The organism is Mesorhizobium sp. M0848 (assembly GCF_040319805.1).
GTDB lineage: Bacteria > Pseudomonadota > Alphaproteobacteria > Rhizobiales > Rhizobiaceae > Mesorhizobium.
In genome coordinates, this window is record NZ_JAMYOM010000001.1 from 134,587 (window position 1) to 155,879 (window position 21,293).

Genomic DNA, 21,293 nt, shown 5'->3' on the forward strand with positions numbered 1-21,293 from the left:
TGCAGCCTAGGCGGTCTTCGCCACCACCGTTTCGCTGAGCCAGGTGCCGATCTTGGTGCCCAGGCGGTCGGGCGAAACTGGCTTCGGCAGATAGTCGTCCATGCCTGATTCGATGCACTTGTCGCGATCACCCTTCAGCGCGTGCGCGGTGACGCCGATGATCGGGATGTGGGCGCCCGTCGAGACCTCCATCGCCCGGATGGCGCGGGTCGCCTCATAGCCGTTCATTTCGGGCATCGAGACATCCATCAGGATCAGCTTGGGGCGCAGCGCCCGGTACATCTCGACCGCCGTGCGGCCATTGCCGGCGATGCGGTAGCTCAAGCCCAACCCGTTGAGGATTTGGCCGAACACCAGCTGGTTCACGTCATTGTCCTCGGCAATGAGGATGTCGATCGGTCCGTTCGGCGCGGTTGTCGATTCCGGCGCTGCCGCGACCGGCATTGCCGGGCCGCGGATGACGGTGAAGGCGGGCGGCGCCGCCGGGGGAGCTTGCACGATCGGTTCGCGGACGAACCGCGCCTTGCCGACCTGCGAGCGGGCCTTCTGGATCACCGAGATGACCGTGCCGAGCAGCACCGCGGAGCGCGCCGGCTTGGTCAGGTGTGCTGCAATGCCGTAGTCGATGATCATCTTGCCGAAATCGACCTGGTCGACCGAGGTCAGCAACACCACCGGGATGGAGGACAGCCGGCTGTCGGAAGCAATGGCTCTGGCGACGTCGGCGCCGTTCATGCCCGGCATTTGGTAGTCGAGGATGATGCAGTCGACGGCGGCGCCCAATTGAAAGGCGCGGTCGAGGAAAGCAAGCCCAACCGCGCCGCTTTCGGCGGCGGCGCAATCGAAGCTCCAGCTTCTGAGCTGCTCGAGCAGGATTTCGCGGTTGACCGGATTGTCGTCGATGACCAGCACGCGCGCGCCGGTGACGTCGACCGGCACGATCTCGTCGCGCGCCGCCGCCTGATGCGCGGCCAGCGGCACCGCGAACCAGAACACCGAGCCGCGGCCGATCTCGCTCTCGACACCGATCTTGCCTGCCATCAGGTCGACGAGGCGGGCGGCGATGGCGAGGCCCAGCCCCGTGCCCTCATGACGGCGGGTGGACGAGCCGTCCACCTGCGCGAATTTCTCGAATACATTCTGCAGTTTCTCGGCCGGTATGCCGATGCCGGTGTCTTCGACGCGGACCTTGAGCTGGACCACGTCGTTGACGATTTCGCCGCCGACATCGATCAGCACATGACCCTTTTCGGTGAACTTCACGGCATTGCCAAGCAGGTTGGTGATGATCTGCCGGAACCGGCCGGCGTCGCCGACGACATGGGCCGGCAGGCGCGGGTCGACACGCACGATCAGTTCGAGGTTCTTTTCGGCGACGCGCGCCGAGACCAGCGTCGCCACATCCTCGACCGCCTCGGAAAGGCGAAAGGGAGCAGGGTCGAGGGTGAGCTGGCCGGCATTGATCTTGGAGAAATCGAGGATGTCGTTGATGATGGTGAGCAACGCGTTGCCGGATTTGACGATGACGTCCGTGAAGGTCTTTTGGCGCGGGGTCAGATCGGTCTTCGCCAGCAGTTCGGCCATGCCGAGCACGCCGTTCATCGGCGTGCGGATTTCGTGGCTCATATTGGCCAGGAATTCCGATTTGGCGCGGTCGGCGGCCTCGGCCTTGAACAGGGATTCGGCGGATTCGGCAAAGGCGCGGCGGATTGCCACTTCCATCGGGCGGAAGATCCAGAAGGCGACGATGGCAAGTGCCGCGAACAGGATGCCGCTCGCCCACAGCAGCAGTCTGTCGCTTGAGGCATCGGCCAGGTGGCGCTCATCATCCATGGCGGTGCGGACGCGAACCAGCATAGGCTGGGCAAACAGGTCGTTCTGGTTGCGGATTTCGCGATAGCTCCACTCGTCGACCTTCTGCGCCACCGACATCAGGTTAAAATTGCGCACCATGTCGCGCGGCGACCAGAACAGATCGCCGTTGACGGAAGCGGACTGGAGTTCGTTGACGGTCTTGATCGACAGCCGCGGCTTGATCGCCGCAAGCTGGGCGGTCAGCGTCTCGATCTCGCCGGTCAGACGCTCCGAATGGCCGCGCGCCGATGTGGTCAGGGCATCGCGTGTCTCCGCCCGCCAGGCTGTGCCGGTCGTCTCGGCAAAGCTGGTCGCGTTGCGCAGGTCGCGGGTGAAGATGACGAGATTGCTGCTCAGCGCATCGATGTCGCGGCGAAAGGAATTGACGCGGTCAAGCGCAATCACGATGCCGGCGGAAGCCAGCGCGAAGATCAGCAACCCTGAAATATAGCGGATCCGGACCGACCGGATGAAGGACGAATATTCAGGCATGCGCAACCCCAACACATACGCACCATTTTAATGGCCGGGATTACGCTTCATTTACATTAAAATTTCGTTCGTGCGGGTAGGCAGGCCGTGCGAGCCGCCGGATGGACAGCACGCCTAGGCCGCTTCCACGACGAGGGCGCGGATGCGGCCACTCACCGGACCTTCCCCGAACCGTTTCCCAAGGGCATTCGCCACGTATCGCGTCGCCTCCTCCAGCGAGCCACCGCGCGCCTCGATCTCGGCCCGCAGGGGCGTGCCCTGGCAATAGGCCGCGGCCGCCTCATATGGCGAGGAAGCGGCGCTGACGGCATCCAGCGGCTCTATGGTGATGTCACGGAAGCCGGCGGCATGAAGGTCGGCGCGGATGACGTCCGCATCGTGATAGCCATGCGGCGTCCTTGCCATGAAGCGAGGCGGATCGGCCGGAAAGAAATGGCCGAGTGCCCGCGTCACTTCCTCGGCGAACTCGTTGTCTTCGATGGCACCCCAGACGTTGAACAGGAAATGCCCGCCCGGCCGCATCATCCGCCGCGCTTGCCCGTAGGCGCCCACCCGATCGGGGAAGAACATCGCGCCAAATTGGCAGACCACGGCGTCGAACCGGGCGTCCTCGAAGGGCAGTGCCTGGGCGTCGGCCTGCTGCCAGATGATACGAGGATCGTCCGACATCCGCGTGCGCGCGTGGTCGAGCATCGGCTGGTTAAGGTCGGTGGCCACGATGCGTGTTTGCGCCGGCAATCTTGCTGCCAGCGCACGCGTCACCACACCGGTGCCCGCCGCCACTTCGAGCACCGATTGCGGCCCGAGCTTCGACACTCTCTCCGCCAGATCCTGCGCATAGGGCTCGAAGATCAGCGGCACCATCGCCCGGTCGTAGACTTCGGGAATGGAACCGGTGAACAGCTTGTCGGTGGTCGACATGGCATCCCTCCAACTCTATCCGCACCGCGTGCTTGCCGTGCGGTGGCAAAGCGATGTCGATCCTCTGCCTCGGCAGGCTTCCGCTCAAGCTCTATTTCAGAACCGGCCGGCGGGGACGTGCGTGCGTCGATCAGCTCGATGTTCCGGCTGGCACAACCTCAGCTGTTACGCGCCGCCACGAACGTCGCCGCTTCCTTCAGCAATTGGGCATCGTCGCCATAGGGCTCAAGCAGTGCATGGGCCTGTTCGACGAGGCCGTGAAGCTGGCCGCGTGCCCAATTCGCACCATGCAAGGCCACCAGCGTCGCCTTGCCGGCGGCGGCGTCCTTGCCGGTCGCCTTGCCCATCTGGCTGGCATCGGCGGTCAAATCGAGCAGGTCGTCGGCAAGCTGGAAGGCAAGACCGATCGCCGAGCCGAATTCGGCCAGCCGCTCGCGGTCATCGGCTGGTGCACCGGCAATGAGTGCGCCTGCCTCGCAAGCGAAACGGATCAGCGCGCCGGTCTTCATCGCCTGCAGCCGGATGATGCCGGTCTCGTCCGGCGGCGCCTGTTCGGCTTCGAGGTCGAGCTTCTGGCCGCCGACCATGCCACCGGCTCCGGCCGCACGGGCAAGCGCCAGCACCAGGGCTACCCGCCGTTCCGCCGGCAGGGCGGTCGCCTCGCCAGCAATGATGTCGAAGGCCAGCGTCAGCAAGGCGTCGCCGGCCAGGATAGCGGTCGCTTCGTCGAAGGCTCTGTGCACGGTCGGCTGGCCACGGCGCAGATCGTCGTCGTCCATGGCGGGCAGATCGTCGTGTATCAGCGAATAGCAATGCACGCATTCAAGGGCTGCGGCGACGCGCAATGCCGCCTCGCCATCGGCGGAAAAAAGGGCGGCACTTTCCATGACCAGGAAAGGGCGCAGGCGCTTGCCGCCGTTCAGCACGCCGTGCCGCATCGCCGCCATCAAACGCTCAGGCCGCGCGATCTCGCCCGAAAGCGCACGGTCGTCGAGCAGCCGCCGCAGCAGCACCTCGACGGCGGCTGCCCGTCTGATCAGCGCCATTTCGAACGCCATTTGGTCGTCATTCGTCATGGCCCGGACCGGTAGCCGACACTCAGACGTTGCGCAAGAAGCCAAGCGCCATTATGCCGGGGCAGGGAGAAGCACGGGTTGGGCGGCTTGGCGGAACCGATCGTCGATCATGAAACCGAAAGACTGGACATGGCGACGAGATCGCGGGGCGTAAACCGCCGTGGTCTCAAGCGCTGGGTCCGGCGCGGCATCGTCGTGGCCGCGGTGCTGGCTTTGATTCCGGTCGTGCTGACGTTTCTGTACCTGCCATTCTTCGTGCATCCTGTCTCGACGCTGATGCTGAAGGACCTGGCGACGTTCTCCGGTTACGACCGCCGCTGGGTGTCGATCGACGACGTGTCGCCGGTGCTGGCCAATTCCGTCATCATGTCGGAGGACGGGCAGTTCTGCTTTCATCGTGGCGTCGATCTCGGCGAATTGCGGGGCGTCGTCGACGATGCGCTGGCCGGCGAAGCAACGCGCGGCGCCTCGACCATCACCATGCAGACGGTCAAGAACCTGTTTCTCTGGTCGCGGCCGCTGGGCTCGGTGCGCAAGGTGGTCGAATTGCCGCTGGCCGTCTATTTCGATGCGGTGATGTCGAAACGGCGCATTATGGAAATCTACCTCAACATCGCCGAGTGGGGGCCGGGCATCTACGGCATCGAGGCTGCGGCACAGCACCATTTCGGCGTTTCGGCAAAACAGCTGTCGCGACGGCAGGCCGCCTTGCTTGCGGTCTCCTTGCCAAATCCGATTGCCCGCAATCCGGCCAAACCCGGGCCTGGCTTGAGGCGGCTCGCCAATCTGATCGAGCGGCGCGCCGGCCGCTCCGGCGCCTATGTCGGTTGCCTCCGCTAGCCGATCCAAAAAAATTCGCGCCAGTGCTGGCCAAAACGGCACAGGGCGTGTATAGGCACCCGACTTTCTCAGATTCCGGCCCCGACATGGCCCTTTCACGAGGGCGGGCGGGGCTTTTTGACCATGTAGTGGAGCATATCCATGGCCGTTCCGAAACGAAAAACCTCTCCGTCCAAGCGCGGCATGCGCCGCTCGGCCGACGCCCTCAAGGCCCCGACCTATGTCGAGGACAAGAATTCCGGCGAAATGCGCCGTCCGCACCATATCGACCTGAAGACCGGCATGTATCGCGGTCGCCAGGTGTTGACCCCCAAGGAAAGTTGAGACCAGCTTTTTCAAAGGTTTGAATTTCCAAAAGGACCGGCCGGTGGCTGGTCCTTTTGCGTTTGGGCGGGCCGGCAGCGCAGGCGTGCACCGCCGACGTTGCAAATCCTTCGGCCGGCAATCGGCTGACATGGTTGTTGCGTGCGGTCTTCGACCGTGTTCAGCGCCGATGGCGAAACATCTTGACGACGTGGCTATGGCGCATTCTACAAAGGATCGCCCCCACATGGAGACGCCAGATGTTCGGTGCCATTCCGCTGCTGATCGTGCCTTTCGTGCTCTACAACCTCGGACTGCTGGGAATTTTCGGCAGCGGTGACGATCCGTGGGCGAGCGAGGTCTTCTCCTTCAGCATGATGTCGGGCGGCGTGTTCTCGATGACGCTGGGCGACCTGATGATACTGATCGGGCTGGTCTTCCTGTTCCTCGAAATGGCGAAGTCGGTGCGCACGACCAACGCCTCGATCATGGACCATCTTCTGTCGACGCTGGTGTTCGTGGCCTTCCTGGTCGAGTTCCTGCTGGTGAAGGGCGCCGCCCATTCCGTCTTCTTCACGCTGATGGTCATCGCGCTGTTCGATGTGCTGGCCGGATTCGCGGTGTCGATGCGATCGGCCAGCCGAGACATCAATCTGAATTAGTTCCTCAGCGAAGCGATTGGCAGAAACGCGCATCGCTTCGTCATCCCAGGGCCTCCGCGACGGAGCTTCGCTCCTACTTCGCCAAGCGATGACCAAAGTGGAGAGGATTCAGCCCGGATCGGCGGTGAAGCCGGCGGCCTCGATGCCGGCGATGGCCGCGGCTTCGTCATTGTCCGACGTGTCGCCTGAGATGCCGACGGCGCCGATGATGGCTCCGGCCTTATCGCGGATCAGCACGCCGCCGACCACCGGCAGCACGCGTCCGCCCGAGACGTCCGAGATGCCGGCGACGAGATGCGGACGCTCCTTGGCGAAGGCCTCGACTTTGCGTGAGCCCATGCCGATGGCGAGCGCACCGTAGGCCTTGCCGGCCGACATTTGCGGGCGCAGGAACGAGGCGCCGTCCTGGCGCTGGAAGGCGACCAGATGCCCGCCGGCATCAAGCACCGAAACGCCGAGCGGCTTGAGCTTGAGATCGGCGCCCTTGGCAAAGGCGGCATCGATGATTTGCCTGGCTTTTTCGAGCGGCAGTGCGGTCATGGCAGTCTCCTGTTTGAAAACGCGTCGATCATCGACCGTCGACGGGCGAGATAACATCCCCGTTTCGGTTGAAATTGCTTCGCGTGAAGGGGCGGGATGGAAGCAGCTTTCACCGATACCATCAGGACAGGCATTAGCGCTTATGGCTCAAGGGGTGGCTGCTATTTTTTCTTGGCGCGGGCCGGCTTCTTGGCGGGTGCCGCCGGCGCATTGGCTAGGTCTTCGGCTTCCTTGGCGAGACGCAGCGCCCGCAGCTTGTTGGTCTTGGCCTGGCGGGCGTCGCTCTCGGCGACGTATTCGGCCATCGCCTTCTGGCGGACGGTTGCCGCCTCTTCCTGCTTCTTGAAACGCAGGTCGGCGCGCGCGCGGGCAGCATCCCGAGAGTTTTCAACCAAGACCTTATCCAATCCCGTAAATTGTGATTTTCCGCCTCTTCTAGCAGAGTCGGCCCCAAAACGGGAAAATAAGTTAATTACGCGGCTGTGCTGGCGGCGGGGGCCTTGCTGGCAACCACGGCCTCATAGGCGGCCTGCAAGGTCGCGCGGACAGAAGGACCCGCTGCAGTATCGAGCGGCATGCCGAGATGTTCATGGCGCAACTCGTCCATGAATTTGTCCCACATCGGCTGTCCGCCCTTTTCCAGAAGTTCGGCGCGGATCGACAGTTCTTCGCTGACCGGCAGCCAGACGCGGCCCCAGGCGCCGAGATGGGCCAGGATCGGCACCAGCGTGATCGCCATTTCGGTCAGGCTGTAGATCGCCTTCTGCTTGTGCGAGGGGTCGTCGGCTTTGGTCAGCATGCCCAGCTCCATCAGCCGCTTCAGCCGGTCGGCGAGGATGTTGGAGGCGATGCCTTCCATCGATCCGTTGAGCAGCTCGCGAAAATGACGCCTGCCGCCGAAGATCATGTCGCGAAGGATGATCAGGCTCCAGCGATCGCCGAAGACTTCCAGCGACAGGCTGATCGGACACCCGGACCGGCGATCCATGCTCATGAGATTTTTCTCCAAAACCGGTTGCATTATCGTATCGGTTTTATTATCGTGCAACCGATTGCAGAATGCAATCGGTATTGCAGGAGAGGAGGCCGCACCGTGACGACGACCGAACGCCCCGAAATCATATCCGAAACCTTTGGCGATCCGGCGAACCCGCCGCTGTTGCTGATCATGGGAGCGATGGCTTCGATGCTGTGGTGGCCGGAGGCGTTCTGCCGGAAACTGGCCGGTGCCGACCTGTTCGTGATCCGCTATGACAATCGCGACACCGGCCGTTCGACCAAATACAAGCCGGGAGAGCCGCCCTACACGTTCGATGATATGGCCGACGATGCAATGCGCGTTCTCGACGACCACGGCATCGGCAAGGCGAATGTCGTCGGCATGTCGATGGGCGGCATGATCGCGCAGCTTGTGGCGTTGAAACACCCGTCCCGTGTCGCATCGCTGACCGTCATCAGCAGCTCGCCCGTGGGAACCGACACTTCGCACCTTCCGCAGACGAGCGATGCCTATATCGAGCATTCGGCCGAGGGCGCCAAAGTCGATTGGTCGGACCGTGGCCAGGTGATCGATTTCACCGTCAGGGATGCGCGGGCGATCGCCAGCATCGCACATCCATTCGACGAGGCCCGGATGCGTGCCTTTGTCGAGCAGGATCACGACCGCTCCGGCGGCTTCCTGAGCGCGACCAACCATTTCATGCTCAAGGGCGGCGACGCCTGGAAGGGCCGCCTGCACGAGATCGCGGCGCCGCTGCTGGTCATCCATGGCACGGCTGATCCGATCTTTCCGGTCGAACATGGCGAGGCGCTGGCCGAGGCGGTCACCGGCGCGAAAATTCTCCGGTTCGGAGGCGGCGGCCACGAGCTGCACCCGGACGACTGGGAGGTGATTGTCGCAGGCATCGTCGCCCAGGCCCATGTCGCTTGAAGCGGCAAGCGGGCCTTGACGGGCCATGCTTGCCGCAGTGTCTGACCCTTGATGAGCAGCACGGCACCGGCCATCGATGAACCACGAAACAGATAAGCAAAAAATGTCCCTGACGCTTCATTTCCATCCGTTGGCCTCTTTCTGCTGGAAGCCGTTGATCGCGCTGTATGAGAACGTGACGCCGTTCACGCCAGTCATCGTCGATCTTGGCGATGCTGAATCGCGCGGGGCCTTCCTGAAGATTTCGCCGGCCGGCAAGATGCCGGCGCTGCGCGACGATGCGCGCGACCGCACGGTGCTGGAATCGACCATCGTTGTCGAATATCTGGCCGCGCATTATCCGGGGCCGATCGACCTCGTTCCCGCCGACATCGACTTGGCGCTGGCCGTCCGCCAGGCCGATCGCTTCTATGATTTTTATGTGCAGGAGCCGATGCAGAAGATCGTCGGCGACCGGTTGCGGCCACAGGACAAGACCGACCCGTTCGGCGTCGAGCAGGCCCGCGACCAGTTGCGCAATTCCTACGCCATCATCGAACAAGACATGCAGTCGAAGATCTGGGCGATGGGCGACACCTTCACCATGGCCGATTGCGCGGCGTCCCCGGCGCTGTTCTATGCCAACAAGGTCGAGCCGTTCGGCGACAAATACCCGGCCGTGAAGCGCTATCACGACCGGCTGGTGCACCGGCCGGCTTTCGCCCGGGTGATCGAGGAGGCGCAGCCCTACTTCAAGTTCTTCCCCTACAATAATGGCTGATCGGGATGCTGCACGATCTCGCCCCAGACGCTCGCCGATACGGTCGGTCAACTGACCGAGCCGCTGGCAATGACACTGAGAAGCTCAGGCTTCCCAGAACTGATCGAGCCAGATGTTGAGTTTGAGGAAGCCGGTGCCGCTCACCGTATAGACGCGCCTTGTTCCTTCCGGCTTGGCGTGGACCAGGCCGGCATCGAGCAGCACTTTCAGATGCTGCGAAACGGCTGGGCGCGACACCGGCAAGCCGGCGGCCAGTTCGGTGACGGTTTTCGGGCCGCGGCGAAGTTCTTCCAGAAGATGGCGCCGGTTGGGATCGGCAATCGCCATGAAGGCGTCGGAAAACATCATGCCTGTATTAGTGCGGCAAAGCCTTTCGAATCTCAACCGTCTGCTTCTGCTTTTCTTCTGGGATCAAGCCGCAATGCTTCCGGTGTCACCGAACGGTCGGCCGGCTGCGTCTTGAAGGCGTCACGATCGCCGATCGGCACCGGAGCGCGGCGGCTGATGCGCAGCAGCGTATAGCCCGCCAGGCAAAGATGCGCGAAGGCGGTCGCCAGGAACAGGCCTTCCGGGCGCATCCAGCCCATCAGGGCGGCGGCCAGCAAGGGTCCGATCATCGTGCCGAAGCCGTAGAGCAGCAGCAGGCCGCCCGACACCTTGACGAAATCCTCCGAGCGCGCGTGGTCGTTGGCATGCGCCACGGCGATCGAATAGAGCGTGTAGGCGAAGGCGCCATAGGCTGCGGTGAAGACGATGACGAAGACGCCGGAGCGTGGCTCGAACAGGAAGATCAGGAGCGCGAACAAGGCCGCGCCGAAAGCAGCGCCCGCCAGCACGAAACGCCGGTCGGTCTTGTCGGACATGCGCCCGGCGGGAAGCTGCATGGCGGCACCGGCAACGACCACAAGGCTCATCATCAGGGCGATCTCGGCCGTGGAGATGCCGATACGGGCGCCGTAGACCGCGCCAAGCGTGCCCCAGGCCCCGTTGGCGATGCCGATCAACACGCAGGCGACCGCCGAAACCGGCGAATTGGCATAAAGGCCTTTGACGTCGAGCGAGACATCCTGCAGCGGCTTGGGGTGGGAGGCGCTCGAGACCGCGGTCGGAATGAGCGACAGGCAAAACAGGATGCCGGTGATCATGAACAGCGACGCCGATTTCACGTCGCCGCCGGCGACGATCATCTGCCCGCCCATGATCGAGGCATAAGTGACCATCATGTAGAGGCCGAAGACGGTCCCGCGGTTCTCGTTGGTGGCCTTCTCGTTCAGCCAGCTTTCGATGACCATGAAGGCACCGGCCATGGTGAAGCCTGTGAAGGCGCGCAGCAGGATCCAGACATATTCGTTGATGATCAACCCGGTGAGCAGCGCCACGATGGCGCCGGATGCGGCAAAGGCGCCAAATGCGCGCACGTGGCCTGCGCGGCGCACGATGCGCGGTGCGAAGAAGCAGCCAGTGACGAAGCCGCCGGCCCACGCCGTGCCCATCAGGCCGAGCGATGCGGTCGAGAAACCTTCCAGTTGACCGCGCAGGGGCAAGAGCAGCCCATGCAATCCAGATGCCGCCAGCAGGAAAGCGGTGCCGCGAAGCAGCGAGAGGATCGGTCTGTAGGTTGCGAACATTGTTTGATCCGGCTCAGGTTTGGCGGGGACGCTGGGTCTGAAGACAGTCGCATTCGGGCTTTTCGGCGGCGGGCTTTGCGCCCGCGCGGCTATCCGCGGCGGAACAGTGCTTCGGCCGCGGATTTGGTGGTGTCCTTGGCCTTGAGTTCGGCTTCCAGGCGGGCGATTTCGTCGCGCAGGATGCCGATCCGCTCGGTCAAGTCGCTGACGGAAAGCAGTGACAGGTCCTGCCCGATCTCGTGCGGGCGCGCCTTCTTCTTGGGTTCGTCGTCGAAGATCGCCATCGTCGCTCCTCCTCCGCCAAGACCAGATTGGCCATTTGCCTGATTTGGCAATCAGCATACATAGGGCAGGGGCGTCGATGCAAACAGCCGATCGGATAACGGCGAGGAAAGACGGGAAATCTCATGGCGAGCGGACAGAAAATTCCGGCAAGGATGACGGCCATCGCGATCTCGGAGCCGGGTGGCCCTCGGGTGCTGAAGCCGGAAACACGCGACGTGCCGCAGCCCGGGCCCGGCGAGATCCTGATCAAGGTGCATGCCGCCGGCGTCAACCGGCCCGACGTCCAGCAGCGCAAAGGCGCCTATCCGCCACCACCCGGCGCATCCGACCTGCCGGGCCTCGAGGCGTCGGGTGAAGTGGCGGCCCTTGGCGACGACATATCACGCTGGCGCATTGGCGACCGCGTCTGTGCACTGACGCCCGGCGGCGGCTATGCCGAATATGTCAAGGTCCATGCCGGCAGCGTGCTGCCGTTGCCCGCCGGCTTCACCCATACCGAAGCCGCGGCAGTGCCGGAGAATTACTTCACCGTCTGGCACAATGTGTTCGAGCGTGGCGCCCTCAAGAAAGGCGAGACGCTGCTCGTCCATGGCGGCTCGTCCGGCATCGGCACGACAGCAATCCAGCTTGCCTCGGCCTTTGGCGCCTATGTCATCACCACCGCGGGCAGCAAGGAGAAATGCGACGCCTGCCTGAAGCTCGGCGCAGACCGGGCGATCAACTATCGCGAGGAGGATTTCGTCGCCGCAGTCAAGGAGGCGACGGGGGGCAAGGGCGCCAATGTCATCCTCGACATGGTCGGCGGCGACTATGTGGGGCGCAACTACGAGGCTGCTGCGGTTGAGGGCCGGATCGTCCAGATCGCCGTGCAGGCCGGTGCTGTCGCAAGCGCGGATTTTTCGAAGATCATGGTCAAGCGGCTTACCCACACCGGGTCGACGCTGAGGCCACGCACCGTCGAGTTCAAGGCGGCGATCGCGGCGGCGCTGGAAGCGCAGGTGTGGCCGTTGCTCGGCACGCGCAAGGTTGCTCCTGTCATGGACATGATCTTCCCGCTCAGCGAAGCATGGCGGGCGCATGAGCGGATGGAAGACGGCGAACATATCGGCAAGATCGTGCTCGACGTCGGCTAGGCCGTATCGATACTCGGCCGGCCTGCAGGCCGGCCGAGCGAGGTCCGCGCCCGTGGCTGCCTACAAGATGAACAGAAGCTTAATGCTGCAATGCAGCATTTGCATCATTGCTATGCAAAATCAGCCATTCAAGTCCTCATCGATGACGCCTATTTGAGCACCATCGAAACGAACATCATTTTGGAGGACTACCATGAACCCGATCCGCGCTTTCCGTAACTGGCGTATGTACACCGAGACCGTCCGCGAACTGAACCGTCTCAACGCACGTCAACTCAGCGATCTCGGCATCAACCGCGCCGACATCGAAAAGATCGCCCGCAGGGCCATCTGAATTCGAGCATGGTTCGCTGTAGGGTGGCTCACCGTTTCACGGAAACGCTGAACCGCTCTAGCTCCTGCCGATGCGACTCCGGACGGAAAACCGTTTCACGCTTTTCCCGGAATTGCTCTAAGGAGCGGACCTTGCCGTAGAAGCAAGAGCCGGAGCTGACGGTTTTGCCGTCGCCGGTTCCGAGCCCGCTGGACCCCGTCCGGCGGGTTTTGTCTTTTTGGGGCCATCAACCGCATGCGCTCGACAGCAATCTGAGGTTGACCTTCAACGGCCGCCCTTGCGCAAGGGAGGCCGCCAGCCGCGCCTCTGCGGGGTCGATCGAGAAACCTACTTCGACAAGTGGTTCAACTACAATGGACGGTGGACGCTCACCCAACTCTACGATCATGCCGTGACCGATCCGGTACCGCTCTCTATGGATTTCGTCAGTGCCAACAATCTGGACCCATACGATTCTGATGGCCTGCGCGCCACGAGCGAGACCGGCATCTGGTTCACCTATGTGCCGGACATGGACGGCTACGTAACGGTTTTCTGGCTATCGGACCGCGTAACCTATCGCCTGTTCAGACAATACCATCCGCGCGATGCGGACGGCTGGGCGAATGGTTGGCTCTCGGTGGAAGGGGTTGTCGGCATCTGGACGAACAATTCATTCGCAGGTCGCGACTACGTCGAAATTTCGAGCAGCAACGGCAATGCGCACGACACGCTACAAGCGAGCGGGGTCCTTTTCATTCACAACAGTACATACCCCGTCCAGGCAGGAAAACCGGTCCATGTGCTGATCGGAACGCGGTCGAAAATCTTTAGTGTTTGCGACGGAACGGGCATCAACTTGGGGGCCGGCGTTGTCGCGCGAATTGATCACCCCATTTCCATCTTCACGCGAGCGGGGCTGGAGCCATATTCGCCGTTCTACTGAACCTGGATGACAACTGGGCCGCTACCGTTTCGAGGCATTCGACCTCGGGTAAGGTGGAGCTGTCGGGCCGATACCGACAGGCCGGAAAGCCGACGCGCGATTTTTTGCGCCATCCGTCGAACAAGGGACGGCCGCGCTCCGGGCGATCTGACGGTCTTGGGAGCGCGCAGCGCACGCGGTGCGGTCTTGGCTCCAAAAACGTTGCGAAACGACCCGAGAGCGGTTATACAGACCGCGAATTTCCCATTTTGGTGGCTCTAAACCACCGCCCGCGCGGGAACGCGGGCGAACGAGAAGGATTTGTAAAATGGCCAATACGCTGCTGATGCCCAAGGCGACCGCTGTCTGGCTGGTCGACAATACCGCACTTTCCTTCGAGCAGATCGCGCAGTTCTGCGGGCTGCACCCGCTCGAGGTCAAGGCAATCGCCGACGGTGAATCGGCGCAAGGCATCAAGGGCATGGACCCGATCATGACCGGACAGCTGACCCGCGACGAGATCGCCCGTGCCGAGAAGGACCCGAACCAGCGCCTGAAGCTTTCGGACCCCAAGGTCCGGGTGCCCGAATCCAAGCGCAAGGGGCCGCGCTACACGCCGCTGTCGAAGCGCCAGGACCGGCCGAACGCGATTCTGTGGCTGGTGCGCAACCATCCCGAGCTCAAGGACGCGCAGATCTCGCGCCTCGTCGGCACCACCAAGTCGACGATCGAACAGATCCGTGAGCGCAAGCACTGGAATTCGGCCAATCTGCAGCCGATGGATCCTGTCACGTTGGGCCTCGCCTCGCAGATCGACCTCGACATGGAAGTCAATCGCGCCTCGCGCGGCCGCGAACAGGCGCAGCCGGTCGGCGACACGCTGCTGCCGGCGGCCTTGACCGAGCGGCTGGTGCCGGCTCCCGAGAAGCCCAAGGACGAGGATGCCGAACTCGACGCCAACGCCGTGTTCGCCAAGCTTTCGGCCTTGAAGTCGAAGAACACGGACAATGACGACGACGAGTGAGGTTGTCTGACATTCTAATAAAAGCCCGCTTCGAGCGGGCTTTTTATTGGGTCAACAACTCAGCTGCGCGCCGCGCGATCCGGCGCCATGCCATAATCTTCGCTGCGCTCCACCGCGCGGTAGAAGTCGGCAAGCTGCTTGCCGCGCTCGGGCTTGAAGATGCGGCCAGCGATGACCACGGAGGCGATGCGATCGATGCGGAAGGCGCGAAAATCGTCGCGCATCTCGCACCAGGCGACCAGCGTCCACACCTTGCCCCAAAACCACAGGCCGAGCGGGCGGATATCGCGGGCGGTGCCGCGGCCGGCCTCGTCGGAATAGTCGATGGTCAGCACCTGCCGTTTTTCGACCGCGCGCTCGATCAGGTCAATCGCCTCGCGAGCAGCGTCGCTGACCACCCACATCGGTGTGTGGATCTCAGTGCGGGCGATGCGGTCTTTCTCGGCATCGGGCAATACGGCGCCGATCTTGACCAGCGCCTCGTCGGCGGCCCTCGCCATGGCGGCACCGCCAAAGGCGCGCACCATGCGGGCGCCGGCGACCAGCGCGACGATCTCGTCACGCGTGAACATCAGCGGCGGAAGGTCGAAACCCTCCCTCATCATATAGCCAACGCCGGCCTCGCCGTCGATCGGCACTCCGGTCGACTGCAAATCGGCAATGTCGCGATAGATGGTTCGCTCGGAAACTTCGAGCCACGTGCCGAGCTTCTGGGCAGTGACCAGTCGGCCACCGCGCAGATGCTGCACGATCTGGAAGAGCCTGTCGGCGCGGCGCATCGTATGGTCCCTCGGCGTTGTCTCTATGCATGTCGCCCGAAACCGGTCCACCTCTGGGTGGCATGCATCGTGTTTTCGCGCATGCCGCTATCCCAAAACCGCAGAACACTTTTGGGCGGCATGTATCATGGCTTCAGCCCTTCGCGCTTGCGCTGCGCGGCGACGAACTCCGCGCCGAAGGACAGTTTCTTCGTCGTCGGTGTTTTCGCATCGAGCACGCGCCAGAACGGTGCCACGTCACTCAGCGTCATACCGCGCTGGAGGTCCTCGTTGGCGGCTTCGGCAACAGTGCGCAGATGATAGCCTATGGTGACCGGGCATGTCACTTCGGCGCCATGCTCGATGGCAAGTGCTGTACGCAGCGCACGCACATCCATCTCGACGCCTTCGGGAATCGAGCGGATGAAATCATCCACCTGGCGCGCCGTCGGCACCAGCATAGGCTGGCCTTCGACGACATCGGCCATCGTGCGCGGCGTCGGCCTCACGCCGTTGATGCCTGGTGTGCTCAGTCTGTCGTTCCAACTCTTCATCGATCGTCCTTTGACGCCAATGCGCGGTGTCCGAAGCTGGCACCATTGCACGCCCCTCCTGACAGCATACTGTCAGGAGGCTTCAGCATACTCCTTGGCGAACAGCATCCGCATCTGTGCGAGATCGCTGCCTTTTTCGGGGTAGAGCGCCTTCAGAAAGGCGAGTGCGAAGGTGCCTGGTGCCGAGCCCGGTGCGGAAACGATGTTGCCGTCGGCCACGGCATGCGGCACATCCTCGTAGTTCTCGGCACCGGCATAACCGGCTTCATGACCCTTGATCCACTCGCGGCCATTGCTGGTATGCCTGGCCTTCTCGAAAAGGCCGGCTCGGGCCAGCGCCAGCGTGCCGGCGCAGATGCCGCCGACCACGCCGCCGCGCGATGCAATGGCGGCAAGCAGGTCGCCTACATCAGGCGGTGCCTTGCCCGTCCACTGGTCGGAACCAATGACGGCAATGGCATCGAGATCGGCATTCTCGCCGGCGCCTGTTGCGCGATCAGGGATCAGCCGAAAGCCGCCAATGCCCGTCACCTGCTTGCCATCAGGCGTCAGCGACACGGCACGGGCGCCGAACCATTCAACCGCCGAGGCCGCCAGCAGCCCATACTCCCAGTCAGCGAAGCCTTCGATAAAAAGGAAACCGATTGTCTTTTGTTCGGGCATAAGCGCGCTCCGCGTGTCGACCTGTTGCCCTGCTTGTTATCTGGGCGTTGACGCGCCCACATCCAATCGCCGGGTCGAAAAATTGGCTTCAATTGCCGCGAGGGCCACGGTCCGCGTACATGTCGGGCCAGCCGATATCCTTGCGAATGTCCGCCGGCAGCGAGTTCATGAACCGCTGGGTGCGGATCTCGTTGCGCATCGTCCGGATCTTGCCGACATAGTGCTGCATGCCGCGCAGAATGGTGTAACCGTTCATGGCTAAGTCTCCTCTCTCTGTGTAGAGGCACTATCGCATACCCCTCCTGACAGCAGTCTGTCAGGAGGATGTCAGGGCGCGAGACAATAGTTGCGGCCGGTGTGCGCGCCGCAGGCAAGGCATCGCTTCTCGCCGCATCGAGGGGTGCCTCAAGGCAGGTTTGCGACGTCCGATTGTTCATGGCGACGACGTTGTTTTCGGCGCCGCTGTTCAGCGTCCGGCGACGGACTGTCGGAATACGAGGCCTTCAGCGAGGTGACCGCAGGTCTGATATGAAGGGAGAAAATTCTTCCCCAACAGCAGGGAGACGACGATGAGCTTGCAACTGACAGGTATCCACCATCTGACCGCCATCACCGCCAATGCGCCTGGCAATCTTCATTTCTACACCAAGGTGCTGGGTCTGCGGCTGGTCAAGAAGACCGTAAACCAGGACGACACCTCGGCCTACCACCTCTTCTATGCCGACGGCGAAGCGACGCCGGGCACCGACCTTACCTTCTTCGACTGGCCGGTCGGCCGTGAGCGGCGCGGCACGCACGCCATCGTGCGGACCAGCCTCAGGGTCGGCAGCCAGGAGAGCCTTGCCTGGTGGAAGCAACACTTGACCGATGAAGGACTGGCAACAGGTGAGGTCGCCGACATCGGCGGTTATGCGTCGTTGGACTTCGAAGATCCCGAGGGCCAGCGTCTGCGCCTGGTCAGCGATGGCGGCAAGGGCGACAGCCATCCCTGGGCGCAAAGCCCGGTACCGGCCGAGCACCAGATACGCGGGCTCGGGCCGATCGTCATCAGCGTTCCCGACATCACCAACACCGAAGCGGTGGTGACCAAAGTGATGAACATGCGCAAGGCGCGCGACTATGTCTCGCCGGAGGGGCAGGTTCACGTCTTCGAAATGGGAGAGGGCGGGCCGGCGGCGGAGTTGCATGTCCTGGTGCAGCCGGGACTGGCGCCGGCGCGGCAAGGCGCGGGTGCGGTTCACCATGTCGCCTTCAGGGCGCCGGACCAGGAGACGCTGCATCAATGGACGGCGCGGCTGGCCGAGTTCCGGCTGCCGTCGAGCGGCGAGGTCGAGCGCTATTATTTCCGTTCGCTCTACTTCCGCGAGCCGAATGGCATCCTGTTCGAGATCGCAACCGACGGGCCGGGGTTCACCGCCGACGAGCCGCTGGAAACACTGGGGGAAAGCCTCGCCTTGCCGCCATTCCTCGAACCGAAGCGGGCTTCGATCGAGGCTGGCCTCAAGCCGCTGAAGTAGATCGTTTTCCCAGTTGCAGACGGGCGCCGCGTTCCGACCTAGGATCGCGGCGTCGTTCTTTCTCAGGCAATGAACGACGTGCTTTGACAGCCGGGCGCGTTGCTGGTCAAAGGCGGCATGACGAAATTCCTCGCCCTTGTCATCGTCGGTTTCATGGTCATTCAACTGATCAAGCCGCTCGGCTGGCCAGGCCTCAAGCGACGCGGCGATTTCTGGAAGCTGGCACTGCTCGCCATGGCCGCGATTTCACTGGCGGCCGTGCTCGGGCATTTGACGTAGGACGGCACTTGTCGTCGGTGCCCCATTGCCAAGCACCGGGCCAACCAGATGCTCGGCCCAAGCCCGGTAGCCTGCTTCCGAGGCGTGAAAGCCGTCCGAGGCAAAGCCGGCTTCCGGATTGGTGATCGGCAGGCGCGGCGCCGGCACCGCGCCGCGCTCCAGGCAAAGGCGTTCGCCCATCCGGTTCATGTCGGTGGCGCGAATCTCAAGAATTTTTCCGAGCAGCGGCGGCATGGCCGGCGCCCGGGTGAACTCCAGCACCGGCGACCATACCACGCGTGCTTCCGGCCATTTGGCGCGCAGGCCGTAGAGCAGGCCACCGAACTCCTTCTTGAAGCGCGGCACGGAGTGAAAATTCTTGGCGTCGTTGGTGCCGATGGCCAGCACGATATGCGTCCACGGATCGGCCGACAGATTGGGCAGGACATGGTCGCGGATCTGGCCCGACGTTGCCGAATTGAAGCCGGCCGCCCGCCAGCGCACGGCGCGGCCTGTGCTTTGTGAAATCAGCACGGCGAGTTGCGCGGCAAGCCCGTCTTCCGAATTGCCGATGCCGACCGACGCGGCGGAGGAATCGCCCAGCACCAGAAGCGAGATCGCCGGCGCCTTGCCTGGTATTTCGTGCATGACCGGCCCTTGCGCCGGCAGCATGCGCGTGGTGCGGCGTCGCACGCCGAGGCCTTGCCAAATATAGACCGGGAAGGCGAGCCAGGTGAGTAGGGCCGGGAAGCGCATAGCAGTACCGTAAAACGATCAGCGGCAGCCTTAGCGCATGTTTTGGTCGACGGGAACGCTCTTCAATCGCAGCAACTCGCCTGCCCCGCTTGCTTGCCCTGATATTCATCGTGCAGCCGCACCCAATCCATCAGTCCGTGATAGGGGCCGTTCTCGTTGCGGCCCTTCGGCGTCATGTCGAGATAGTCGTAGGCGCCGATCTGCGCCTCGCCGCCGCGGGCGCGCGACATGAAGGTGAGGAAGATGTCGCCGGTCTCGTCCCGGTAGAAAACGCTGGTGCCGGGAAGCTCCTTCGATGTCCGTGGACGGGTTTCGAAATTGTAGGTGGTGTCGCCGGCGGCGATCTGCTTGTCGGTGAAGGAGACCTGCATGTCGAAGTTGAAATCCGAGGCATAGGACGACACCCAATCGAACTTCCAGCCCATGCGCTGCTTGTAAGGCAGAAGTTCCGCCAGTGGAGCGCGCGAAACCACGACCAGCGACACGTCGTGATGCCGCAGATGCTGATTGGCGCCGTCGATATGGTCGGCAAGGAATGAGCAGCCCTCGCAATGATTGACGCAGCCCGGCCCGAACATGAAGTGATAGACGATCAGCTGGCTGCTGCCGGCAAACAGGTCGGCCAGTCTCTTCGGCCCTTGCCCGGTCTCGAAGACATAGTCCTTCCGGATCTTCAGCCAGGGCAATTCACGTCGCTCAGCCGCGATCCGCTCGCGGAGCCGCGTCAGTTCCTTCTCGCGCTCCAGATGCGCCTTGTGCGCCTGGAACCAGTCTTCGCGCGAAACGACCTTGTTTCGATGCATGAACCGCTCCCTGAAGTGTCATTCCAAGGACGTTCGGGATGAGCACAACCCGACATCGCCCGAGAGGAAATAAGGACGGAGAGGCTCCGCCCCAAGCTCGGCAAGTCACAAACAAAAAACCCGGGCGCATCGGCCCGGGTTCGAAGGAGGAAGAAAGGACTGTGGTCAGGCGGCCTGTTCCAGGCTCGCCTTCCATTTTCCGAGCGCTGCCAGATGGTTCATGTGGGCTCGATGGGTGAAGGCGGCCTGACCGGCGGCGACGTTCGAGGCCTTGCCGCTCCAGGCTTTCTGTGGCGCGGCCTGCAGCGCGCGACCATAGGAGAAGGTCAGCTTCCACGGGTGCGGCCCGATGGCGTTGATGGCGTTGAGGTTGGCGGTCGCCTCCTCGTCCTCCTGGCCGCCGGACAGGAAGGCGATGCCCGGCACGGCTGCCGGTACGGTTTCGCGGAACAGCTTTATAGTCTTTTCCGCGACTTCTTCAGGGCCACTCACCTTGCCTGATTTCCTGCCGGCCAGCACCATGTTCGGTTTCAGGATAGTACCTTCCAGCACGACGCGCGCCGCGTAGAGTTCGTCATAAAGTTTGATCAGCGTTGCTTTCGAGATCTCGTAGCATGTGTCGATGTCGTGGGCGCCATCCATCAGCACCTCCGGTTCGACGATCGGCACGATGCCGGCTTCCTGGCAAAGAGCGGCATAGCGGGCGAGCGCATGGGCGTTGGAGCCGATCGAGGTCCCCGAAGGCACGCCTTTGGCGACATCGATGTCGATCACCGCGCGCCATTTGGCGAAGCGGGCGCCGAGCTTGTAGTAGTCGGCAAGGCGCTCGCGCAGGCCATCGAGGCCTTCGGTGATGGTGTCGCCGGGAAACCTGGCCAGCGGCTTGGCGCCTGCATCGACCTTGATGCCGGGGATGGCGCCGGCCGCCTTGATGATGTCGACCAGCGGCGTGCCGTCGGCGGCCTTCTGGCGGATCGTCTCGTCATAGAGGATGACGCCGGAGATGTAGCGGGTCATTGCCTCCCTGGTGCGGAACATCATCTCGCGGTAATCGCGGCGGCTGTCGGCGGTCGATTCGACGCCAATGACGTCGAAGCGCTTCTTGATGGTGCCGGAACTTTCGTCGGCGGCCAGCAGGCCCTTGCCATCGGCGACGATTGCGGCGGCAATGTCTTCGAGACGTTCGCTCATTGTGGCTTCTCCTGAACGGTTGTTCCGCGCTTAACGGAAGTCTACCGCCAAAGGAATGGCATCGGAAAGCTCGAATCGATTGAAAGCCTCGGGCGGCCTTGTTCGCT

27 protein-coding genes are annotated in these 21,293 nt (G+C 63.0%); 11 read left to right on the forward strand and 16 right to left on the reverse strand.

Annotation, left to right across the window (positions count from 1 at the left end):
* Positions 1 to 6: 6 nt before the first annotated feature.
* From NKH95_RS00715 to NKH95_RS00725, 3 genes are all read right to left on the reverse strand, one after another.
* Positions 7 to 2,346 (reverse strand): response regulator, encoded by a 2,340-nt coding sequence (locus NKH95_RS00715; RefSeq protein WP_352442019.1) that lies wholly within the window; start codon positions 2,344 to 2,346, stop codon positions 7 to 9.
* Positions 2,347 to 2,460: 114 nt separating this feature from the next.
* Positions 2,461 to 3,267, reverse strand: coding sequence for a class I SAM-dependent methyltransferase (locus NKH95_RS00720; RefSeq protein ID WP_023810943.1), 807 nt, complete (start codon positions 3,265 to 3,267; stop codon positions 2,461 to 2,463).
* 158 nt (positions 3,268 to 3,425) lie between these two features.
* Positions 3,426 to 4,343 carry a polyprenyl synthetase family protein gene (locus tag NKH95_RS00725; protein WP_352442020.1) on the reverse strand — a complete coding sequence of 306 codons (918 nt, stop codon included), beginning with the start codon at positions 4,341 to 4,343 and terminating at the stop codon, positions 3,426 to 3,428.
* A 78-nt stretch (positions 4,344 to 4,421) separates the two neighbouring features.
* On the opposite strand from NKH95_RS00725, the gene NKH95_RS00730 reads away from it, so the two are divergent.
* From NKH95_RS00730 to NKH95_RS00740, 3 genes are all read left to right on the forward strand, one after another.
* Positions 4,422 to 5,183 carry a transglycosylase domain-containing protein gene (locus tag NKH95_RS00730; protein ID WP_031213164.1) on the forward strand — a complete coding sequence of 254 codons (762 nt, stop codon included), beginning with the start codon at positions 4,422 to 4,424 and terminating at the stop codon, positions 5,181 to 5,183.
* Between the two features lie 141 nt (positions 5,184 to 5,324).
* Positions 5,325 to 5,507, forward strand: coding sequence for a 50S ribosomal protein L32 (rpmF, locus tag NKH95_RS00735; protein ID WP_008834724.1), 183 nt, complete (start codon positions 5,325 to 5,327; stop codon positions 5,505 to 5,507).
* A 239-nt stretch (positions 5,508 to 5,746) separates the two neighbouring features.
* Complete coding sequence (locus NKH95_RS00740; protein WP_023810946.1) at positions 5,747 to 6,148, forward strand: hypothetical protein; 402 nt, start codon at positions 5,747 to 5,749, stop codon at positions 6,146 to 6,148.
* A 108-nt stretch (positions 6,149 to 6,256) separates the two neighbouring features.
* Here the strand turns inward: NKH95_RS00740 and NKH95_RS00745 are convergent, their stop codons facing one another.
* From NKH95_RS00745 to NKH95_RS00755, 3 genes are all read right to left on the reverse strand, one after another.
* Positions 6,257 to 6,688 (reverse strand): GlcG/HbpS family heme-binding protein, encoded by a 432-nt coding sequence (locus NKH95_RS00745; protein ID WP_023810947.1) that lies wholly within the window; start codon positions 6,686 to 6,688, stop codon positions 6,257 to 6,259.
* Between the two features lie 161 nt (positions 6,689 to 6,849).
* Entirely contained in the window at positions 6,850 to 7,083 is a 234-nt protein-coding gene (locus tag NKH95_RS00750) for a hypothetical protein (protein ID WP_023810948.1), read from the reverse strand.
* Positions 7,084 to 7,160: 77 nt separating this feature from the next.
* Positions 7,161 to 7,682: a winged helix-turn-helix transcriptional regulator gene (locus tag NKH95_RS00755; RefSeq protein WP_352890566.1), complete on the reverse strand. Its 522-nt coding sequence runs from the start codon at positions 7,680 to 7,682 to the stop codon at positions 7,161 to 7,163.
* A gap of 99 nt (positions 7,683 to 7,781) precedes the next feature.
* On the opposite strand from NKH95_RS00755, the gene NKH95_RS00760 reads away from it, so the two are divergent.
* Together NKH95_RS00760 and NKH95_RS00765 are read left to right on the forward strand one after the other, a co-directional pair.
* Positions 7,782 to 8,618 carry an alpha/beta fold hydrolase gene (locus NKH95_RS00760; RefSeq protein ID WP_023810950.1) on the forward strand — a complete coding sequence of 279 codons (837 nt, stop codon included), beginning with the start codon at positions 7,782 to 7,784 and terminating at the stop codon, positions 8,616 to 8,618.
* Between the two features lie 103 nt (positions 8,619 to 8,721).
* On the forward strand, positions 8,722 to 9,378 hold the full coding sequence (locus tag NKH95_RS00765; RefSeq protein WP_023810951.1) for a glutathione S-transferase family protein: 657 nt from the start codon (positions 8,722 to 8,724) through the stop codon (positions 9,376 to 9,378).
* 84 nt (positions 9,379 to 9,462) lie between these two features.
* On the opposite strand, the gene NKH95_RS00770 is transcribed toward NKH95_RS00765, so the two are convergent.
* The 3 genes from NKH95_RS00770 to NKH95_RS00780 form a co-directional block, all read right to left on the reverse strand.
* Entirely contained in the window at positions 9,463 to 9,726 is a 264-nt protein-coding gene (locus tag NKH95_RS00770) for an ArsR/SmtB family transcription factor (RefSeq protein WP_013529232.1), read from the reverse strand.
* 32 nt (positions 9,727 to 9,758) lie between these two features.
* Positions 9,759 to 11,006: an MFS transporter gene (locus tag NKH95_RS00775; RefSeq protein ID WP_023810952.1), complete on the reverse strand. Its 1,248-nt coding sequence runs from the start codon at positions 11,004 to 11,006 to the stop codon at positions 9,759 to 9,761.
* A gap of 89 nt (positions 11,007 to 11,095) precedes the next feature.
* A complete protein-coding gene (locus NKH95_RS00780) occupies positions 11,096 to 11,290 on the reverse strand; it encodes a DUF1192 domain-containing protein (RefSeq protein WP_023810953.1) in 195 nt (64 codons plus the stop codon).
* A gap of 123 nt (positions 11,291 to 11,413) precedes the next feature.
* Here NKH95_RS00780 and NKH95_RS00785 point away from each other — a divergent pair, with 123 nt between their 5' ends.
* The 4 genes from NKH95_RS00785 (at position 11,414) to NKH95_RS00800 (ending at position 14,686) form a co-directional block, all read left to right on the forward strand.
* On the forward strand, positions 11,414 to 12,424 hold the full coding sequence (locus NKH95_RS00785) for an NAD(P)H-quinone oxidoreductase (protein ID WP_032909131.1): 1,011 nt from the start codon (positions 11,414 to 11,416) through the stop codon (positions 12,422 to 12,424).
* A 193-nt stretch (positions 12,425 to 12,617) separates the two neighbouring features.
* Entirely contained in the window at positions 12,618 to 12,758 is a 141-nt protein-coding gene (locus NKH95_RS00790) for a DUF1127 domain-containing protein (protein WP_013529236.1), read from the forward strand.
* A gap of 277 nt (positions 12,759 to 13,035) precedes the next feature.
* A complete protein-coding gene (locus tag NKH95_RS00795) occupies positions 13,036 to 13,683 on the forward strand; it encodes a hypothetical protein (RefSeq protein ID WP_023810956.1) in 648 nt (215 codons plus the stop codon).
* Between the two features lie 307 nt (positions 13,684 to 13,990).
* The gene (locus NKH95_RS00800) at positions 13,991 to 14,686 is read left to right on the forward strand and encodes a DUF1013 domain-containing protein (RefSeq protein WP_023810957.1); all 696 of its coding nucleotides are present in this window, start codon (positions 13,991 to 13,993) and stop codon (positions 14,684 to 14,686) included.
* A 59-nt stretch (positions 14,687 to 14,745) separates the two neighbouring features.
* On the opposite strand, the gene NKH95_RS00805 is transcribed toward NKH95_RS00800, so the two are convergent.
* The 4 genes from NKH95_RS00805 to NKH95_RS00820 all read right to left on the reverse strand — a co-directional run bounded on the left by NKH95_RS00805 (position 14,746) and on the right by NKH95_RS00820 (position 16,917).
* A complete protein-coding gene (locus NKH95_RS00805) occupies positions 14,746 to 15,465 on the reverse strand; it encodes a helix-turn-helix transcriptional regulator (RefSeq protein WP_013529238.1) in 720 nt (239 codons plus the stop codon).
* Positions 15,466 to 15,590: 125 nt separating this feature from the next.
* Positions 15,591 to 15,998: a hypothetical protein gene (locus tag NKH95_RS00810; RefSeq protein ID WP_352677391.1), complete on the reverse strand. Its 408-nt coding sequence runs from the start codon at positions 15,996 to 15,998 to the stop codon at positions 15,591 to 15,593.
* 72 nt (positions 15,999 to 16,070) lie between these two features.
* Positions 16,071 to 16,661 (reverse strand): DJ-1/PfpI family protein, encoded by a 591-nt coding sequence (locus NKH95_RS00815; RefSeq protein ID WP_352890568.1) that lies wholly within the window; start codon positions 16,659 to 16,661, stop codon positions 16,071 to 16,073.
* A gap of 88 nt (positions 16,662 to 16,749) precedes the next feature.
* Positions 16,750 to 16,917, reverse strand: a complete 168-nt coding sequence (locus tag NKH95_RS00820; protein WP_013529241.1) for a hypothetical protein — start codon at positions 16,915 to 16,917, stop codon at positions 16,750 to 16,752.
* 313 nt (positions 16,918 to 17,230) lie between these two features.
* On the opposite strand from NKH95_RS00820, the gene NKH95_RS00825 reads away from it, so the two are divergent.
* Together NKH95_RS00825 and NKH95_RS00830 are read left to right on the forward strand one after the other, a co-directional pair.
* A complete protein-coding gene (locus tag NKH95_RS00825) occupies positions 17,231 to 18,178 on the forward strand; it encodes a ring-cleaving dioxygenase (protein ID WP_352890570.1) in 948 nt (315 codons plus the stop codon).
* A 117-nt stretch (positions 18,179 to 18,295) separates the two neighbouring features.
* A complete protein-coding gene (locus NKH95_RS00830) occupies positions 18,296 to 18,457 on the forward strand; it encodes a hypothetical protein (protein ID WP_023810961.1) in 162 nt (53 codons plus the stop codon).
* On the opposite strand, the gene NKH95_RS00835 is transcribed toward NKH95_RS00830, so the two are convergent.
* From NKH95_RS00835 to NKH95_RS00845, 3 genes are all read right to left on the reverse strand, one after another.
* Positions 18,425 to 19,192: an SGNH/GDSL hydrolase family protein gene (locus tag NKH95_RS00835; protein WP_352442022.1), complete on the reverse strand. Its 768-nt coding sequence runs from the start codon at positions 19,190 to 19,192 to the stop codon at positions 18,425 to 18,427. The genes NKH95_RS00830 and NKH95_RS00835 overlap by 33 nt on opposite strands.
* A 62-nt stretch (positions 19,193 to 19,254) precedes the next feature.
* Positions 19,255 to 19,995: a DUF899 domain-containing protein gene (locus tag NKH95_RS00840; RefSeq protein WP_128305877.1), complete on the reverse strand. Its 741-nt coding sequence runs from the start codon at positions 19,993 to 19,995 to the stop codon at positions 19,255 to 19,257.
* Between the two features lie 165 nt (positions 19,996 to 20,160).
* Positions 20,161 to 21,186, reverse strand: a complete 1,026-nt coding sequence (locus NKH95_RS00845; protein WP_352890572.1) for a class I fructose-bisphosphate aldolase — start codon at positions 21,184 to 21,186, stop codon at positions 20,161 to 20,163.
* Positions 21,187 to 21,293 lie beyond the last annotated feature (107 nt).

Excerpts from the sequence above, each read along its gene's own strand:
- NKH95_RS00715 (WP_352442019.1), bottom strand. The coding sequence starts at position 2,346 with ATGCCTGAATATTCGTCCTTCATCCGGTCGGTCCGGATCCGCTATATT.
- NKH95_RS00720 (WP_023810943.1), bottom strand. The coding sequence starts at position 3,267 with ATGTCGACCACCGACAAGCTGTTCACCGGTTCCATTCCCGAAGTCTAC.
- NKH95_RS00725 (WP_352442020.1), bottom strand. The coding sequence starts at position 4,343 with ATGACGAATGACGACCAAATGGCGTTCGAAATGGCGCTGATCAGACGG.
- rpmF (WP_008834724.1), top strand. The coding sequence starts at position 5,325 with ATGGCCGTTCCGAAACGAAAAACCTCTCCGTCCAAGCGCGGCATGCGC.
- NKH95_RS00740 (WP_023810946.1), top strand. The coding sequence starts at position 5,747 with ATGTTCGGTGCCATTCCGCTGCTGATCGTGCCTTTCGTGCTCTACAAC.
- NKH95_RS00745 (WP_023810947.1), bottom strand. The coding sequence starts at position 6,688 with ATGACCGCACTGCCGCTCGAAAAAGCCAGGCAAATCATCGATGCCGCC.
- NKH95_RS00755 (WP_352890566.1), bottom strand. The coding sequence starts at position 7,682 with ATGAGCATGGATCGCCGGTCCGGGTGTCCGATCAGCCTGTCGCTGGAA.
- NKH95_RS00765 (WP_023810951.1), top strand. The coding sequence starts at position 8,722 with ATGTCCCTGACGCTTCATTTCCATCCGTTGGCCTCTTTCTGCTGGAAG.
- NKH95_RS00770 (WP_013529232.1), bottom strand. The coding sequence starts at position 9,726 with ATGATGTTTTCCGACGCCTTCATGGCGATTGCCGATCCCAACCGGCGC.
- NKH95_RS00775 (WP_023810952.1), bottom strand. The coding sequence starts at position 11,006 with ATGTTCGCAACCTACAGACCGATCCTCTCGCTGCTTCGCGGCACCGCT.
- NKH95_RS00780 (WP_023810953.1), bottom strand. The coding sequence starts at position 11,290 with ATGGCGATCTTCGACGACGAACCCAAGAAGAAGGCGCGCCCGCACGAG.
- NKH95_RS00785 (WP_032909131.1), top strand. The coding sequence starts at position 11,414 with ATGGCGAGCGGACAGAAAATTCCGGCAAGGATGACGGCCATCGCGATC.
- NKH95_RS00790 (WP_013529236.1), top strand. The coding sequence starts at position 12,618 with ATGAACCCGATCCGCGCTTTCCGTAACTGGCGTATGTACACCGAGACC.
- NKH95_RS00800 (WP_023810957.1), top strand. The coding sequence starts at position 13,991 with ATGGCCAATACGCTGCTGATGCCCAAGGCGACCGCTGTCTGGCTGGTC.
- NKH95_RS00805 (WP_013529238.1), bottom strand. The coding sequence starts at position 15,465 with ATGCGCCGCGCCGACAGGCTCTTCCAGATCGTGCAGCATCTGCGCGGT.
- NKH95_RS00810 (WP_352677391.1), bottom strand. The coding sequence starts at position 15,998 with ATGAAGAGTTGGAACGACAGACTGAGCACACCAGGCATCAACGGCGTG.
- NKH95_RS00815 (WP_352890568.1), bottom strand. The coding sequence starts at position 16,661 with ATGCCCGAACAAAAGACAATCGGTTTCCTTTTTATCGAAGGCTTCGCT.
- NKH95_RS00820 (WP_013529241.1), bottom strand. The coding sequence starts at position 16,917 with ATGAACGGTTACACCATTCTGCGCGGCATGCAGCACTATGTCGGCAAG.
- NKH95_RS00825 (WP_352890570.1), top strand. The coding sequence starts at position 17,231 with ATGAGCTTGCAACTGACAGGTATCCACCATCTGACCGCCATCACCGCC.
- NKH95_RS00830 (WP_023810961.1), top strand. The coding sequence starts at position 18,296 with ATGACGAAATTCCTCGCCCTTGTCATCGTCGGTTTCATGGTCATTCAA.
- NKH95_RS00835 (WP_352442022.1), bottom strand. The coding sequence starts at position 19,192 with ATGCGCTTCCCGGCCCTACTCACCTGGCTCGCCTTCCCGGTCTATATT.
- NKH95_RS00840 (WP_128305877.1), bottom strand. The coding sequence starts at position 19,995 with ATGCATCGAAACAAGGTCGTTTCGCGCGAAGACTGGTTCCAGGCGCAC.
- NKH95_RS00845 (WP_352890572.1), bottom strand. The coding sequence starts at position 21,186 with ATGAGCGAACGTCTCGAAGACATTGCCGCCGCAATCGTCGCCGATGGC.